Consider the following 16,193-nt stretch of genomic DNA (forward strand, 5'->3'; position numbering starts at 1 on the left):
ACAGCTCGCGTATGCGTACCTTACTAACGTACATCATGGTATTCCCCCGACGCAGCATCATCGTGCTCGTTGCACTGCTGATTGCCGGTGTCGCCGAAGGATTGAGCTTAACCGCCTTGTTGCCTTTATTATCGATCGCTGTCGGTGAGTCCGGCGATAACAAGGATTCCGGCATCGGCAAATTCATGGAGAAAGCGCTGCAGGACATCGGCATCGATCCAACGCTGGATACCATTTTAATCATCATCGTCGGCGGCATGTTCTTCAAGGGAATCGTGCTGCTATTGGCCAACCGCCAGGTCGGCTATACCGTTGCGCATGTCGCCACCGCGTTGCGCCTGGATCTGATCGAAGCGTTGCTCGCCAGCCGCTGGCAATACTATTTGCGCCAGCCAGTCGGTTCTCTGGCAAACTCCATTGCCTCGGAAGCCTACCGCGCAGCCAATGGCTTTGAGCATAGCGTCAATGTCTTGGCGCTGGCGATCCAAGTGGTGGTCTACGCCATCGTGGCGCTGTTCATTTCCTGGGAAGCCACATTGGCTTCGCTGGTGATCGGTCTGTTTCTGTTGATCGTGTTGAATCGCCTGGTCAGCGCAACCCGTCGGGCCGGCACCAAACAGACACATCTGCTGCGTTACTTGTTGACATATTTATCGGACGTGCTCAGCTCGGTAAAATCATTGAAAGCGATGGCGCGGGATAACGTCGCCGACGCCATTCTACGCGAGCAAACGCAGCAACTGGAAAAAGCCACGCGCCGCGAAGTCATGAACCGGGCCGCGCTCACGGCCTTGCAGGAACCCATACTTGCAGCTTTGACCGCCAGCGGATTATATATCGCACTGGTGGTGTGGGAACTCTCTCTGCCTGAAGTGATGCTGATGGTCTTTCTGCTGACGCGCATTCTTGGACTGCTGAATAAAACACAACGCCGGCATCAGCAACTGGCCGCACAAGAAAGTGCCTACTGGGCTTTGCGCAAGGCTGCGGAAGAGGCGCGCACGGCAGCGGAAAGAACCACGGGAACACTCGAGCCGACATTGCAGAAAGGCATCAGCCTGCAGCATGTCAAATTTGATTATGGCCAGAAAACCATTTTCAAGGATCTCACGATCGAGATTCCGATCAATTCATTCACCGCAGTCATGGGATCTTCCGGCGTCGGTAAAAGCACATTGCTGGATTTGCTGTGTGGCTTGACGGAACCGCAATCCGGCGAAGTGCTGATCGACGGAATATCCCTGCATGACATCAATTTGCGCCAATGGCGCCACATGATCGGATATGTATCGCAGGACACCGTGCTGTTGCACGATACGGTCATGAGCAATATCCTGGTAGGTGAGCCGGCATTGACGCCTGACGATGCGGTACGCGCCTTGAAACAAGCCGGCGCATGGGATTTTGTCAGCGCTTTGCCGGAAGGATTGCAGACCGTCGTGGGCGAGCGCGGCGGCTTGTTATCCGGCGGTCAACGGCAGCGCATCGCCATCGCCCGCGCGCTGGCGCATAACCCGTCCTTCCTGATTCTGGACGAACCCACCAGCGCATTGGACCCCGAAAGCGAACGCATCATCTGCGAAACCCTTCAGCAATTGTCCAAAAACCTGACCATCATCGCCGTTTCCCATCAACCGGCGGTGATCAACGCTGCCGACCGCGTATTCATCCTTTCGAATGGCACGGCAGAGCCGCTGTCGCAACTTCCAACTCAAGTTGAATAAATTGCGATATGAGCTGTCGTACTTATTGTTTACAGTTTGCTATCGCAATCAGGCTCAACGAATTGGGCAAGAAAGAATCAAACCCGCACATTCTAAGATCCTGTTCAGTCCAGTGTGAGCGGTGATTTTCGAATGGATTCGCAGTGACTTCTTGCTCGATGAAATCCTTGGGCGTACTCACCAGGACGGTGCCGTTGCAGACTCGCTGACACTCTTTCAAGAAGAGATTGCCTTGCTCTTTGTCGAAGTGTTCCAAAATATCGATAGCCAGTACCAAATCGTAGATTCCGGCTTCCAGAGTTGGCAGGACTTCCAGCGCATCGCCGATGAATAGGTTGGTATGCATATTCATGCACTGCATTGATATACCCCGGATAACCTTCTATTCCATCAATTCTGATTTTCCATTCATGTTTGTCGCGCTGGCGCGCATGAGCGCCGTTAATTTCAAAAAGATTGATATTTTCCAAGTTTGTGCGTAGCAAAAACCCGTATTGCCCCATTCCAATGCCGACATCAAGAATTGTGGCAGGATTCTGTTGCTCGGCATAACCCACGATAGTGCTGAGCTGATTACTATAACTGAATGGCATATTTCCCCTAAAGATCAGTGCAGAAAGTTTCTGCCCGCGCAGATTATCAGCGAATTGATGATGGTGACAACTGGAAAAAGAGAGTTGACCCATCCGGACTATTCATTTTTCGTCCTCATGGGTCAATAATGATTGAGCAACGTCGTCGATTTGTCGCTGCTGGTCATGCTTATATCGAGTTCGCGGCTTGCTCGTGCTGATGCGGAAACAGATCAAGGCGGCGCGGCTTGATGAATACTTCGTCACCTTTTGCCAATTGTAATTCACGAAAACGTTCCTTGCTGATCTCCACCTGGATGGGCGTGATATCTTCATCGTTTTTACGCACCAGCTCCAACCGAACGATAGGCCCGACTGATAAGATGTGCACGACCAGCGCTGCCATGGCCGCTTCACCGTTCTGAACGCGTTCAACCTCGATTTCATGCGGCCGCACGTAGGCAATCGCGGTCATTTCTTCCGCTTCGGCATGCTCTGGCGCTGCGACGGCGATATCGCCGATCCAGGCATGGCCGCGATGCAAGCGGCTGTGGAACAGATTCACATTGCCGAGGAATTCATACACAAAAGGACTGGCGGGTTGTTCATACACTTCATCCGGTGTGCCGATCTGTTCAATACGGCCTTCATTCATTACCACAACACGGTCGGCGACTTCGAGCGCCTCTTCCTGATCATGCGTCACAAACACACTGGTGATATGCATGTCATCGTGCAATCTGCGCAGCCACGAGCGCAATTCCTTGCGCACCTTGGCATCGAGTGCGCCAAACGGCTCATCGAGCAGCAGTACCTTAGGTTCCACCGCGAGTGCCCGGGCCAGTGCGATGCGCTGGCGCTGCCCACCGGAAAGCTGGTGCGGATAGCGGTCTGCCAGCCAATCCAGTTGCACCAGATGCAGCAATTTCATGACGCGGTCGCGGATTTCAGCATTGGAGGGACGGAATTTCTTGGGGCGCACGCGTAAACCGAACGCCACGTTCTCAAAAATCGTCATATTACGGAACAGTGCATAGTGCTGGAATACAAAGCCGACCTGGCGCTCGCGCACATGCTGGTCGGTCGCGTCTTCACCGTGGAAAAGCACCTGGCCGCTGTCAGCGGTTTCAAGCCCTGCAATGACGCGCAGCAGGGTGGTTTTTCCGGAACCGGAAGGCCCCAACAACGCCAGCAATTCACCGGACTCAACCTGCAGGCTGACCTCATGCAATGCAGTAAACGTGCCAAAATGTTTGGAAAGATTCAGGACTTCAATGCTCATTCGAAACCTCTTGGGGTGTGTCGTTGTTTAATGCGGAGCTCGATCAATGTTTTCAGCACGAGGGTCACTAACGCCAGCAACGCCAGCAGCGAAGCCACTGCAAACGCCGCCGCAAAATTGTATTCATTGTAAAGAATTTCGACATGCAGAGGCATGGTATTGGTACTGCCGCGGATGTGGCCGGACACCACCGACACCGCTCCAAATTCACCCATTGCGCGGGCATTGCACAGGATTGCTCCGTACAGCAAACCCCATTTGATGTTGGGCAGCGTCACTTTATAGAACGTCTGCCATCCACTCGCACCCAGGACTACTGCCGCTTCTTCCTCTTCCGTGCCTTGTGCCTGCATGAGCGGAATCAGTTCTCGTGCAATGAATGGCACGGTCACAAATACCGTCGCCAGAACGATGCCAGGCACCGCAAAGATGATTTTCATGTCGTGTTCAGCCAGCCACGGTCCAAACCATCCCTGCAAACCGAACACCAGCACATAAATCAATCCCGATACGACCGGCGATACCGAGAAAGGCAGATCGATCAATGTAATCAGCAGGTTCTTGCCGCGGAACTCAAACTTGGCGATCGCCCATGCCGCGGCAACGCCAAACACCAGGTTCAAAGGCACAGCAATTGCCGCCACCGTGAGCGTCAATTGGATCGCAGAAACCGCGTCCGGGTCGGTGATCGCAGCCAAATACACTTCCACCCCTTTTTTGAAGGCCTCATAAAATACCGAAATCAGTGGAATGAACAAAAACAACGTCAGAAATACCAGCGCCAGTCCGATCAAGAACCAGCGTACCCACGTGGGCTCCTGCGTCGCGCGTTGTATGCGCGTACCAGCCGGTAGAGGAAATGTCATTGCAGTCATCAATAAATCACCTTATGTTTTACTACTGCGTCGCCGACTCCACCATTGCAGCAGATTGATAATCAGCAACAAAATAAAAGAAATCACCAGCATCACCACCGATAAGGCCGTAGCGCCGGCATAATCGTACTGCTCCAGTTTGGTGATGATCAGCAGCGGTGTAATTTCAGAAACCATCGGCATATTGCCGGCAATAAAAATCACTGATCCGTATTCGCCGATTGCGCGCGCAAAAGCCAGCGCAAAACCGGTCATCAAGGCCGGGAACAGCGCCGGAAAAATGACCCGAGAAAACGTTTGCCAGCGATTAGCACCCAATGTCGCTGCGGCTTCTTCCAATTCCGCCTCGATGTCTTCGAGCACCGGTTGCACCGTGCGCACTACGAACGGCAGACCGATGAACGTCAGCGCCACGAAAATGCCCAGCGGCGTGAAGGCTACTTTAATGCCCATGGGTTCGAGAAATTGGCCGATCCAGCCATTCCCTGCATATAACGCAGTCAATGCGATCCCGGCTACCGCTGTCGGCAATGCAAACGGCAAATCGACCAATGCATCGATGATCCGTTTACCGATAAAGTGATACCTCACCAATACCCATGCCACTAAAAGACCAAAAAAGGCATTCACCATCGCCGCCGCAAATGAAGCGCCAAACGTCAATCGATATGACGCCATCACACGCGGGGCCGTGACTATCGTCCAGAATTCCGGCCACGTCAGCTCAGCCGTGCGAATGAACGCAGCCGACAGTGGAATCAGGACGATTAAACTTAAGTACAGCAACGTAAAGCCGAGCGCCAAATTAAAGCCCGGCAAAATGCTGTGTTGTTTGAAAGTACTCAATTAGAAACCTCTGTTGGTTGATCGGTATGCATTCGCCAGCGTTCTGGCGGCTACATCACCCAATGCGGTATGCGCTTGATCAATATCTGTCATTTATTGTTTTCCTAAATTAATGAATCAACACAATGACGAGTGATGTCAACACCACTTGTCAGCATGAATGGAAGTAACTTATTACCCAGAATTGGTCATGTTTAGGTTTGTTAATGAACTTCTGTTTCTGAAACTGGCAATACTTCAATCATGGTGATTGCCCGCAATGGTTCACTCAATAAATTGCCCTGCAAATAATCCGCATCCGTACGCAGGACAGCCGCTAATTGCCGGGAAGTTTCCAGGTCTCTGACCAGCAATTTGGCGCCAAAGCTATGTATGGTGTCCGTCAACTCGGTGATTGCGTCATGCTGGATCAGATCGCTCGCCTCGATGCGCACGATGTCGGGATACAAACTACCCAGTTCCACCATCCATTCGCTTTGCGTCCCGCTGTAATTGGCCGCAATCTGATAGCCGCGGGAGCGATAATTGGTGATGACATGCTGCAATAATTTCCAATTCCGGTTCACAATGGCTGGTATTCCAATCACTATCCGCGATGTTTTCACACCGATCAGATCGAGAAAATTTTCAAATGCGCGGCCATGATCGTCCTTGACGCTTTCCAGCAAACGCGGATGCACATCGACAAATAAATGATCGATTTTGGACGCATTGTTGAAATAATAATTGAGCGCATGAATTGCCCGGCATAAGCGATCCAATTCAATGAGCTGATCATCCTTGGATGCCAGCGAAAATACCTGCCAAGGCCACAGCGCGACATCGTCATTGGCCTTGGAACGTATATACGCGGCGTGTCCGATGGTTCGGTTATGGTTGATGCTGAAAATGGGCTGAAAAACGCTGGTGATTTCGCAATGATAAAAAAAGCCGCTTATCCAACCTTGCTCAGTCCGTCTTAAGGAGTAATCGGTGGCCGATTGAATCAGTTCAAATTCATCGGCAGCAGTAAATGGTGCACTTGCTGATGTATTCATGGGACGATCTCCAGATACGATGATGTTGTAATGGATCAATGGTCGGATTCATCAATGGAATCGCTGAAACTGATCGTTTTTGTTCTCACAAGCACGATCCCAACAATAATCCGGATCTGTCTGATCGATATGCTGCAGCTTGTGCTTCAACTCATTGACTGAACGATGGCAAAAAACCAGGGGAATACCGCGCTGTTTAGCTTTTTCCTTGATGGAAAGCGCAAGCCGATGACTGACATAATCACAAATCACGACCACCAGACGAATCTTGTTCGGCAATGAACGTTTATTGAATTCTTTTTTGCGGCCATCCCAATGTTCGATCTGCATCGAATGCTGATGGGTAACGAGATGTTTGAATGATGTGATGTAGTCACCACCGACAATGAGAATAGCCATATTCAGTCCTTTCGTAGGCGCGCCGAAGCGCGCTATTACCTTTACTTCAGATAAATCTGATCAAATGTGCCGCCATCGGCAAAATGTGCTTTATGGGCGTTTTTCCAGCCGCCGAATGCCTCGTCGATCTTGAATAATTCAATCTTGGGAAACTTCGCGGCGTGCTTTTCAGCAACCTTCTGATTGGTGGGACGGTAAAAATGCTTGGCTGCGATTTCTTGTCCTTCTTCGGAATAAAGATACTCGAGATAGGCTTCGGCGACTTTACGAGTACCCTTTTTATCGACGACCTTATCGACGACCGCGACCGGTGGCTCCGCCAGGATGCTTATTGAAGGAATGACAATCTCGAATTTATTCGCGCCATATTCCTTCAGCGCGAGAAATGCTTCGTTCTCCCAAGAAATCAGTACATCGCCGACCCCACGCTCAACAAATGTCGTGGTTGAACCGCGCGCACCTGAATCCAAAACCGGCACATTCTTGTAGATATTCGAGACGAATTCCTTGACTTGGCTTTCGTCGCCGTTGAATTTGCGAGTGCCAAACTGCCATGCCGCCAGATAGTTCCATTGGGCGCCACCCGAGGTTTTCGGGTTCGGGGTAATTACGGCGATGCCGGGTTGCGCCAGATCATCCCAGTCCTTGATGCCCTTCGGGTTGCCTTTGCGCACCAGGAAAATGATGGTTGACGTATAGGGTGTGCTATTCAGCGCAAGGCGTTTTTGCCAATCTTCCGGCAGCAGTTTGGCTTTTTCGGCAATGGCATTGATATCATTGGCGAGGGCCAGCGTGACCACATCGGCTTCCAGCCCATCGATGACGGAGCGGGCTTGCTTGCCCGAACCGCCATGGGATTGGCGGATGACCACTTTTTCATTGTTTTGCGCTTGCCAATGCTTGGCAAAAGACGCATTGAATTCCTGATACAGCTCGCGGGTCGGATCGTAGGAAACGTTCAGCAAGGTTTTTTCGGCCAGCACTGTGTTGCTGATCAGCAAGCTCGCGGTAAACAAACTTGTCGTTAGCCAGATTTTCATTGTCATTACATTCTCCTTCAAGATTATGTGGGTTACAAAAGACTGATTAACACTTCAAAGTACAAGAAATCGGTATTGCCTGAGCGTTGATCCACGCAAGGGTGCACGCCGCTGGTGTCGCAATGCGGCGCCGCAGCGATACGGTTTTTCACAAACTCACCCGCAGTGAAGTGGGTATAGCCGAGGATAGTATTAATTCGTGGCGTGGGCTGATAACGAATCCGCCCTTCAAAGGAGTGGCCACCGAAATCGCCACTTTGGCCGGTGCGGTCACGGTTGAATCCGGGATCTTTAATGGTGTTGCTGATGTTACCGTCGAGAATATCGAACATGCGGTCAGTTTTACTGGCCAGCCAATATCCACCATAGCCCATTTCAAACCCCAGTTTTTGGGTTGGCTGAAACTCAAACCTGATTTTAGGCGCTTTCAAGTTTTCATAGATCACGTAATGATCGGCAGACCACGGGCGCGCAAACCCAAAGAACCGGTCAAAGCGGTTGTCAACATTATCAGTCGGATTCTTATCACCCGAGGCATAGCCATAAAACAAGTTAACACGTGGCTTCCAGGCATGGTCAAAAGTTTTTCCGAGTTCAATGGTATAGCCATGCGCATCCACGCGGTTGGTGCCACTGAAACCCAACTGATGGTTGTAGCTGACATCGAAATCAAAGTAGTGAGCAGCCTTGCCATAAATCCGAAAGCCGGGCATGTGGATCTGGCGATCAAGCCGGTTGGTAGCGGTAAAACCATTCGGGTCAGCCGTTTGCTTCTGGCCCATGTAATAAGCTTGCAGAGTAGCTATGTCAGACCATCTTCGCAACGTTCCGATTGCGCCGAAAAACCATAAATGATCGTTGGCTTCATCGAATTTGGTTTGCAGGCGTCTAACCGGCTGCATGCCGAACAGATCCAATTCCCAGTCATTGGCTTCCTTTCCCAAATTCAGACGAAAACCTTCAAAGGTATTGGTGGTGTTGCGCCATTCATTGCGCGCAATAAAACGACGGTCAGTCGCCTCATACGCCATGCGCCCTACACGGAAACGGATCGGCCGGTCATTGCCGCGATCATCGACCCCAAGTGCTTTCTTGAAATTCAATTCACCATACGCATTCAACAGATCGAACTCATTTCTTTCCTGATCGGTAATCGCATGTTTATTGTTGTACACGCGTGAATCCTGAAACTCGACCGCAAAACGGAAGGGATCCAGAATATTTTTTATCCCAATCCAGGCGCGATTGCGTAAAAAGAACGGATTATCCTCGCCGCCCTCAATACGCCGTATGTCATTGTTACGCCATTCGTATCGGGTTCGGTGCTCCAAACCGATATCCAGCCAAGTGATATCCTTGAACGCTTCGACGCCGATATCGCTCAGTTGGCGAACGTAGCGGGGCGGATCAGAATCAGGATTGGTGGCATAGCTGTTGGAACGCTGATGATAGCTGGTCGGCTTCTTAACTTCAGCCACTTTTTTTTCCGGTTCGATTGCCGGCAATGATTTTTCTTGCTCGGATGGTTTATTGCCTAACGGTTTGCCCATATCAACAGCCATCTGCTGCGCTACTTGCACGAAATGCTGCTGCATGGCTTGAAAATCTATCGTTGTTTTTTGATCAGATGATGCATTTGCAGTGGCCATCGTCAGTACGCTCAATGCCACAATGTGAATTAAAAACCTAAGAAACTGCACTTTATTCTCCTAAGTAAGCCCTCCGGAAATCCGGTTGAGTCACTGATAATTTGCTATTTCACCTCCTACATTGTCGGTCGGTGTGTTGTTGTTATTGCGCGAATTGCATCCTGGTAAGTAAGGCGACAAGCAGATGCATTATGATTTTGATGCCTTACGCCCTTGATTCACGCGAATTTTTTCCCGACACTCGATTTGAACAACTTTACCGTCATGGATCACGATCTCGACGGAACCATACTCAATACCATCCACAGCGCGCAGAATTTCCTGCGCGACATCGACAGGGACTCCCTTACTGTTTTCTCGGATATGTTTTGCTTCTAAATCAATATTCATTTACATCGCCTGATTGGTAAAAATATAACGGGAGCGAACAATAGCAGTATTTTTATATAAACAAAAATATTGTTTAATTAAATGAATATATTTATAAGTTATAAAGAAAATTTTTTGATGAAATATCATTGAATTAAAATACTATCCTGGAAAAATACAGGTGAAATGCCGACTAAAAGAATCCCGCATTGAAAATAATTTGCAGAACACTGAGAGCCAACAACTTGTGAATATGCTTGATCAGTTGAAACTACGAATCTGGGTGCTCGATCTGTACCGGGTGATGCACGGCGCACGCTATCGTGCGCCGTGCAGGATAGTCGTCAGCTTGCAATTGTGAAAACTATTCAATCTTTGCCGGCAAATGCTCTTAGCCGCAGTTGATCTTCAGGAATTGCACAGCATCAATAATGCTCAACCACATCAATCCACTTTGCGATAGACTAATGTGGCAACAAAAGAAAAAACATCAGATCCTGAAACTTATTAAGGAGTGCACATTTGTCATGAAAACGATTCATATACTTTTTTTAAGCGTGCTGGTAATGGGATTCTTATCGGCTTGCTCAACGACCCAGAAAGTAACGAATACGGCGCGGACAGCAACTGAGCAACTGCTCATCAGCGAAGCGGTTTCGCGCAGCCTGCCGAAACAAATTGATTTGGCATTACCCATGCCCAAAGGCGCAGTCGTCAAGCTGGAAGTCACTGGTTTGACCCCCGATAAGGATATGGCGAAGGGTTTAGTTGCCGGGTGGTTGGGATTATTGGGATATACGGTACAGGATGGCCCGGAAAACGCCACTCATCGAGTCAATGTCGTGGTTGATTCGCTAGGTTCCGAAGTAGGCACGACCTTCTTTGGCATTCCGCCCGTGCAAGCTTCACTGATCCCGATTTCCTTGCCTGAATTGGCGCTATTCAAGGCAGAACTGCAAAGTGGCTACTCACGCTTCCATTTGGATGTTTTTGATATGCCTTCTGGTCGTTTTATCGCGTCATCGTCACCGTTCATCGCCGACACGTTTTATAACGCCTATACGTTATTGTTCCTGATCAGCTTCAACAAAACCGATCTGACTTCTCCACCCAAAATCAGAACGTTCTCCAAAATGATGGATTAGTCATCAGCCCACATCGCCTGTATCTGCCTTGATGCAGGCGATGCGTGCTGCGCGCACCTGAGCATGAATTGCAGTCGGCAATTCGTCAGAACCGGAAAGCTTCTGATTGAGCTCCGCTGCAATCCTGCCTGCATTCACACTTTTAGCCGCGATCAGCGCTTTTTGAAACCGCTCTGCCTGCGGGTATGGCCTTGAGGCATAGCCTGGCCGGCCATGGAAATCGCAGGCGCATGCTTGCAAAAATTCTTCGAAGCGCTGTGGTTTCCGATACGCATCCACCGCCTGCAACATGTCGGCCACGGTCGATGGTTTCAGCTCCTCAGCCCGGTGCACGTCGCCGTGGTAGCGGGCAACCAGCAGCGCCAGATCACGACACTCTTTCGGAACCCGAAGACGTTCGCATAATTCTTGTGTCAAATGGATGCTTCGCGCTTCATGACCAATATGTCGCGGCCACTCTTCAGGAGGCGTCGTCCCCTTGCCCAGATCATGCATCAGTGTTGCAAAGCGCACCGGTAAGGAAAAATCTCGTGCTGCAGCATAATCGATCGCCAGCATGACGTGAACGCCGGTATCGATTTCAGGATGAGCGTACGCCGGCTGGGGAACACCGAACAGCACATTGACTTCCGGCATGATGCGCGCCAATGCGCCGCATTCACGCAGCATGTAAAACATTCGGGACGGATTTTTCTCCATCAGCCCCCTGCAAAGCTCCTGCCAGACACGCTCGGACACCAGCGCATCGACTTCTCCGTTATGCACCATGTCGACCATCAATGCCAGTGTTTCCGGTGCCATGCGAAAACTGAAACGCGCTGCGAAGCGCGCAGCTCGGAGAATGCGCACCGGATCTTCGGAAAACGCGGGACTGACGTGGCGCAGTATGCCGGCCTCAAGATCGGCAACACCGTTGAAAGGATCAATGATATTGCCCGCTTCATCCTTGGCAATGGAATTGATCGTGAGGTCGCGCCGCGCCAGATCTTCCTGCAACGTGACGTGCGGGGAAGTAAATACCTCAAACCCTTTATAACCGCGGGAAATTTTTCGCTCAGTTCGCGCCAGCGCATATTGTTCGTGCGTTTGCGGATGCAAAAAAACCGGAAAATCCTTACCGACAGGACGGTAACCCAACCGCACCATATCTTCAGGCGAAGCGCCGACCACGACATAATCACGATCTTTGACCGGTAATCCTAACAGTTCATCGCGAACAGATCCGCCGACCAGATAAGTTTTCAATGAGTCACCCTGGAAATTGTATGGATGGAGGCGAGCCCTAGCACCGAGAAATCGTAGGAATTCAGGAAATGCTGATTGATTCGGCGAACGAAATGAAGTGATAGACCTACGAAATGCAGTACGCGAGACATATATTTCAACACGACGGGCGAGCACCGCGCAACGATGCGATTCATTCGTGCAATCAATTAACCAGCGCTTCCTTAAGACTTACTCTCGAAATTCTTATACCAGATATCATAAATTTCATCAGGCCATAAGGATTTTATCCAAACAATGACGTCATCAACTTGCTGCTCCGTCAATTTCCCTTCCCACGCAGGCATAGAACCCATTTCAGGCGGAGTGCCCTTGAGGATGGTTTTTTTCAGAACGTCGGTCGAATGATGCCAGGCATGAGCGGTACCATCCAATGGAGGCGGTGGATATTTACCATCCGGCTTCGGTTTGCGCCAGTCCGGGGTTCCGGCCCCATTGGAGCCATGGCAGCCTATGCAGTGAATCGTATAGATGCGTTCACCGCGTTCAATTTGTGCTTGATCGAGCTTGCGCTCGATCAGCCCGGTCGCAGGATTGACAGCAGGGCGGGATAGCGCAGTCAGCGGCAGCCCATCTTTGCATGCGACCAGCAGCAAAGTCATCCCTCCCACGCCCCATAACAGAAAAGAATGTCGTATCTGAGCAATCGACATTATTTCAGGCGCATAACCGAGCTATTTTTGTCGGAATCGACCACCGGCTCTGCCGGTTGAGCTTTCTTGGCATAGGGATCATAACGGTTATATATCGTGGTGTCCTTGCGCTGTTCATCGCGTTCCTTGATCAACAGCACATTATAAGGATCACTTCGGGCACCCTCCATGCCAGGCGTGCCATGCGGCATGTCTGGTACGGACAAACCCACTGCTTTGGGTTTTTCCTTCAATAAACGGATGATATCAGGTGCCGGTACGTGTCCTTCGATTGCATAGCCATTCACAAGTGCTGTGTGGCACGACCCCAAGGATTCCGAAATCCCGGATTTTTTTCTGATCTCTTTATTGCCAACGTCATGAGTATTCACCGTAAACCCATGATCCCGCATATGATCGACCCATTTCGCGCAGCATCCACAGGTCGGGCTTTTATATACTTCAACCGTGGCTGTCGCAGCCGCCTGCGAAGCAATTCCGAACAACCCGATCGTCATCATTGACCCTGTCATCAGGGCCCATATTTGTCTTTTCATTTCTTCTCCACAGTTATTGTCCCACGCATTCTCTTGAAATGACCTGGCAAGGGGCACGCAAAATTGACTATTCCAGCACTTGGAAATTGCCAGATCAATTCTTTTTGTTCCCCCGGTTCGAGTCGAAGGAGGTCTGCCTCATCATGCGGCTTGTCAGGAAATTTACGCCGCCTGTTGGCGATTTCTTTCAGATCCGGAATTGAGCCAAGGATCATTTCGTGCCTGCTACTACCCCCATTTTTTACCACTAACCGGATCGTTTCACCTTCGTTTACTGAAATCTCAGCAGGTAAAAATAGATTATCCACTTGCGTCAATTCGACGGTGCGAGACACATTATTGTCATTCCCACGATGACCGATATCCACTTCTTCAGTCTTTGAATAGCTATCGGCTGAAAACAAGATCAAGGTCGCAAATGGTATAATCAAACGGCATTTGTTCATAGAATTCTCCTGGAAACTATTCTTGAACCCACTCATTCGCCACTATTAGAAGTTGATCATGCAAAATTGTTCCATCTGGCTTTATTATATTCTGCCATAAGATCCTTGCCATCCGCTGATTAAACCTCGAATAATTTTTCCGACTTATCGATAGAAATGATGCAGAAAAAAGTGCACTATAACGCCAACAAGCTACAGAAACGCATCCGGCGGCTGGTAGGCACGGCCATAGCCGATTTCAACATGATCGAAGCCGGTGATCGCGTCATGGTATGTTTGTCGGGTGGCAAAGATAGCTATGCATTGCTGGATATTTTGCGCAATCTGCAAGCACATGCGCCGTTGCACTTCGAGCTCATCGCCGTGAACCTTGATCAGAAACAGCCAGGCTTTCCTGAACAGGTATTACCCGACTACCTGACTCGGATTGGTATGCCTTTTCGCATTGTCGAACAAGATACCTATAGTGTCGTCAAGCGCGTCATTGCGGAAGGAAAAACCACCTGCAGCCTGTGCTCACGGCTGCGCCGCGGTGTTCTATACCGCGTTGCCGGCGAGCTGGGTGCCACCAAGATAGCGCTCGGCCATCATCGGGATGATATCCTGGAAACCTTGTTTCTCAACATGTTCTATGGCGGCAAACTGAAAGCCATGCCCCCCAAGCTGGTCAGCGATGACGGCAAGCACATCGTCATTCGTCCACTCGCTTATTGCAAAGAAAAAGATTTAGCGGCGTACGCGGAACTTGCGGATTTTCCGATCATTCCCTGCAATCTCTGCGGATCGCAAAAAAACATGCAGCGGCAAATCATCAAAGAAATGATGCAGCACTGGGATAAAAAATTTCCCGGCCGATTGGAAACGATGTTCCGGTCTCTGCAAAATGTGCAGCTATCCCATTTAGCCGACACTCGCCATTATGATTTTGTCAATTTAAAAGCGCAGGGAACACCGGTCATCGATGGCGATACCGCTTTTGATGAAGAAACATTCGAGCCTACCATTGAAGAAATGCTCCTTCCAACAGATGACGAAGCGGAAGATGAAGCTCTATCAGGATGATTTGGCAGGCTTTCGTTTCGTATCGACCGGTACCCACATGAAAGTTGCCGCCACTAGGCCGGCAAATAGCACGTACACTACAGTCAGCACATTTTCCGGCACCGTGTAGAACATGATCTTATGAATCCAGTACTGCAGGAAGCCAATGTCTATCTCAACCTGACGTAAGGCATTCTCCCAAGCTGTTAACGGGCAATTGACACCGATCAAAGATTCAATCACCACCCATCCGATCGCGGCCAAGTGCGCATAACGAAACCAGCGGTTGCGTACAAACGACAGCTTAAGCCACGCACCCATCCAAATGACGGGAAGGCTTCCGACCACAAACAGAACATAGAGAAAATGGACGATCAGTATGACATCCGCAAAGGTCATTCTTGGCTCCATCGGCTTCGGTAAACAGGTAATCCTTGGATTGATTCGAGAATTTTCCAGGATATATTTTCCGGCCGTTAGAAAGAATTTTTTTAAGGAAGTTCTGAAAAAGATACCAAGGATGCCCCACGCTCAATAGCCCTTCAGAACTCCTCTCAGGCTTAGTTGTAATCGCCAGTCCCCACAGTTCTCAGGTCATTCTTGATGAAGCGGATGCCTTTGACATTGCGAGCAATTGCCAGGGCCTTATCCATATCGTCGCGAGTATTGACGGTGCCGCTCAGCTCCACAACGCCTTTGGTGGTTCTGACATTGATATCGAAAGGCCGCAGCGAGAGTTCGTCAAGAATGGCTTCATGGATCTGGGTGGTGATCATAATATCCTCATACCGTTCCTCCGCGCCCTCAAAGGCCGGGGTTGATGTGCAACCTGAAAAAAGGAGGGTTTGCAACATGAGGAAAAGAACAATCGAGAACGATTGATTAACGAGTTGCTGCTGTATCTGTATCATGATGAGGTTCTCCTAACTGATTATCGGAAAAATGTCCCTCGTCACATTCAGATTGTAGAACTTGCTGTACTACCTTGAGTAACCCTATTCAATCCAAAATTCCAACGCTATTGAATTCTCCGGTAAGTATTCGCAAAAATCAGAATGCGAGGTATTTATGGACAGAGTAGCCCGCATCGATGCTAGTTTACAAAGCATTCCATTCCTGATGAGCATATTACCTCATTATCTTTGAGAAGGCTGTTTTTTCTCACGCAGCCGCGCATCCTCCAAAATGGCGTCAACCATTTGCTGATTCTTGGCCCGAATATCATCACAAATGTCCCGCGGGACACTGCCATTTCCAGTCACTTGATCATAATATTCTTTTTCCGATATTGAAAA

19 protein-coding genes are annotated in these 16,193 nt (G+C 49.8%); 4 read left to right on the forward strand and 15 right to left on the reverse strand.

The genetic code is table 11. The features are described from left to right. Nucleotides 1-11: 11 nt before the first annotated feature. The gene (locus ABF87_RS04330; protein ID WP_160827901.1) at nt 12-1,724 is read left to right on the forward strand and encodes an ABC transporter ATP-binding protein; all 1,713 of its coding nucleotides are present in this window, start codon (nt 12-14) and stop codon (nt 1,722-1,724) included. Between the two features lie 22 nt (nt 1,725-1,746). On the opposite strand, the gene ABF87_RS04335 is transcribed toward ABF87_RS04330, so the two are convergent. From ABF87_RS04335 to ABF87_RS04375, 9 genes are all read right to left on the reverse strand, one after another. After that, the gene (locus ABF87_RS04335) at nt 1,747-2,070 is read right to left on the reverse strand and encodes a class I SAM-dependent methyltransferase (RefSeq protein ID WP_160827902.1); all 324 of its coding nucleotides are present in this window, start codon (nt 2,068-2,070) and stop codon (nt 1,747-1,749) included. A gap of 416 nt (nt 2,071-2,486) precedes the next feature. After that, nucleotides 2,487-3,578 (reverse strand): sulfate ABC transporter ATP-binding protein, encoded by a 1,092-nt coding sequence (locus ABF87_RS04340; protein WP_160827903.1) that lies wholly within the window; start codon nt 3,576-3,578, stop codon nt 2,487-2,489. Beyond that, a complete protein-coding gene (gene cysW / locus ABF87_RS04345; protein ID WP_160827904.1) occupies nt 3,575-4,453 on the reverse strand; it encodes a sulfate ABC transporter permease subunit CysW in 879 nt (292 codons plus the stop codon). The genes ABF87_RS04340 and cysW overlap by 4 nt, the downstream gene beginning before the upstream one ends. Nucleotides 4,454-4,465: 12 nt before the next feature. Next, nucleotides 4,466-5,299, reverse strand: coding sequence for a sulfate ABC transporter permease subunit CysT (cysT, locus tag ABF87_RS04350; RefSeq protein ID WP_160827905.1), 834 nt, complete (start codon nt 5,297-5,299; stop codon nt 4,466-4,468). Between the two features lie 203 nt (nt 5,300-5,502). Continuing rightward, complete coding sequence (locus tag ABF87_RS04355; protein ID WP_160827906.1) at nt 5,503-6,336, reverse strand: EAL domain-containing protein; 834 nt, start codon at nt 6,334-6,336, stop codon at nt 5,503-5,505. Nucleotides 6,337-6,387: 51 nt separating this feature from the next. Then, nucleotides 6,388-6,735, reverse strand: coding sequence for a DUF2325 domain-containing protein (locus tag ABF87_RS04360; RefSeq protein WP_160827907.1), 348 nt, complete (start codon nt 6,733-6,735; stop codon nt 6,388-6,390). A gap of 41 nt (nt 6,736-6,776) precedes the next feature. Continuing rightward, nucleotides 6,777-7,781: a sulfate ABC transporter substrate-binding protein gene (locus tag ABF87_RS04365; RefSeq protein WP_160827908.1), complete on the reverse strand. Its 1,005-nt coding sequence runs from the start codon at nt 7,779-7,781 to the stop codon at nt 6,777-6,779. Between the two features lie 26 nt (nt 7,782-7,807). Next, a complete protein-coding gene (locus ABF87_RS04370; RefSeq protein WP_160827909.1) occupies nt 7,808-9,475 on the reverse strand; it encodes an alginate export family protein in 1,668 nt (555 codons plus the stop codon). Between the two features lie 138 nt (nt 9,476-9,613). Next, complete coding sequence (locus ABF87_RS04375; RefSeq protein ID WP_160827910.1) at nt 9,614-9,814, reverse strand: YezD family protein; 201 nt, start codon at nt 9,812-9,814, stop codon at nt 9,614-9,616. 160 nt (nt 9,815-9,974) lie between these two features. On the opposite strand from ABF87_RS04375, the gene ABF87_RS04380 reads away from it, so the two are divergent. Together ABF87_RS04380 and ABF87_RS04385 are read left to right on the forward strand one after the other, a co-directional pair. Beyond that, nucleotides 9,975-10,154 (forward strand): hypothetical protein, encoded by a 180-nt coding sequence (locus ABF87_RS04380; protein ID WP_160827911.1) that lies wholly within the window; start codon nt 9,975-9,977, stop codon nt 10,152-10,154. Nucleotides 10,155-10,320: 166 nt separating this feature from the next. After that, on the forward strand, nt 10,321-10,938 hold the full coding sequence (locus tag ABF87_RS04385) for a hypothetical protein (RefSeq protein WP_240143511.1): 618 nt from the start codon (nt 10,321-10,323) through the stop codon (nt 10,936-10,938). A gap of 3 nt (nt 10,939-10,941) precedes the next feature. On the opposite strand, the gene ABF87_RS04390 is transcribed toward ABF87_RS04385, so the two are convergent. From ABF87_RS04390 to ABF87_RS04405, 4 genes are all read right to left on the reverse strand, one after another. Further along, complete coding sequence (locus ABF87_RS04390) at nt 10,942-12,183, reverse strand: multifunctional CCA addition/repair protein (protein ID WP_160827912.1); 1,242 nt, start codon at nt 12,181-12,183, stop codon at nt 10,942-10,944. Between the two features lie 203 nt (nt 12,184-12,386). Then, nucleotides 12,387-12,875 (reverse strand): cytochrome c, encoded by a 489-nt coding sequence (locus ABF87_RS04395; RefSeq protein WP_240143512.1) that lies wholly within the window; start codon nt 12,873-12,875, stop codon nt 12,387-12,389. Then, nucleotides 12,875-13,411, reverse strand: a complete 537-nt coding sequence (locus ABF87_RS04400) for a DUF411 domain-containing protein (RefSeq protein WP_160827913.1) — start codon at nt 13,409-13,411, stop codon at nt 12,875-12,877. The genes ABF87_RS04395 and ABF87_RS04400 overlap by 1 nt, the downstream gene beginning before the upstream one ends. Continuing rightward, nucleotides 13,408-13,857, reverse strand: a complete 450-nt coding sequence (locus ABF87_RS04405) for a plastocyanin/azurin family copper-binding protein (protein ID WP_160827914.1) — start codon at nt 13,855-13,857, stop codon at nt 13,408-13,410. The genes ABF87_RS04400 and ABF87_RS04405 overlap by 4 nt, the downstream gene beginning before the upstream one ends. 159 nt (nt 13,858-14,016) lie before the next feature. On the opposite strand from ABF87_RS04405, the gene ttcA reads away from it, so the two are divergent. Then, nucleotides 14,017-14,919, forward strand: coding sequence for a tRNA 2-thiocytidine(32) synthetase TtcA (ttcA, locus tag ABF87_RS04410; RefSeq protein ID WP_160827988.1), 903 nt, complete (start codon nt 14,017-14,019; stop codon nt 14,917-14,919). On the opposite strand, the gene ABF87_RS04415 is transcribed toward ttcA, so the two are convergent. Further along, a complete protein-coding gene (locus ABF87_RS04415) occupies nt 14,911-15,297 on the reverse strand; it encodes a DUF2784 domain-containing protein (RefSeq protein ID WP_160827915.1) in 387 nt (128 codons plus the stop codon). The genes ttcA and ABF87_RS04415 overlap by 9 nt on opposite strands. A 161-nt stretch (nt 15,298-15,458) precedes the next feature. Continuing rightward, on the reverse strand, nt 15,459-15,809 hold the full coding sequence (locus ABF87_RS04420) for a BON domain-containing protein (RefSeq protein WP_160827916.1): 351 nt from the start codon (nt 15,807-15,809) through the stop codon (nt 15,459-15,461). Nucleotides 15,810-16,193 lie beyond the last annotated feature (384 nt).

It is taken from the genome of Nitrosomonas sp. JL21, from assembly GCF_009833095.1.
GTDB lineage: Bacteria > Pseudomonadota > Gammaproteobacteria > Burkholderiales > Nitrosomonadaceae > Nitrosomonas.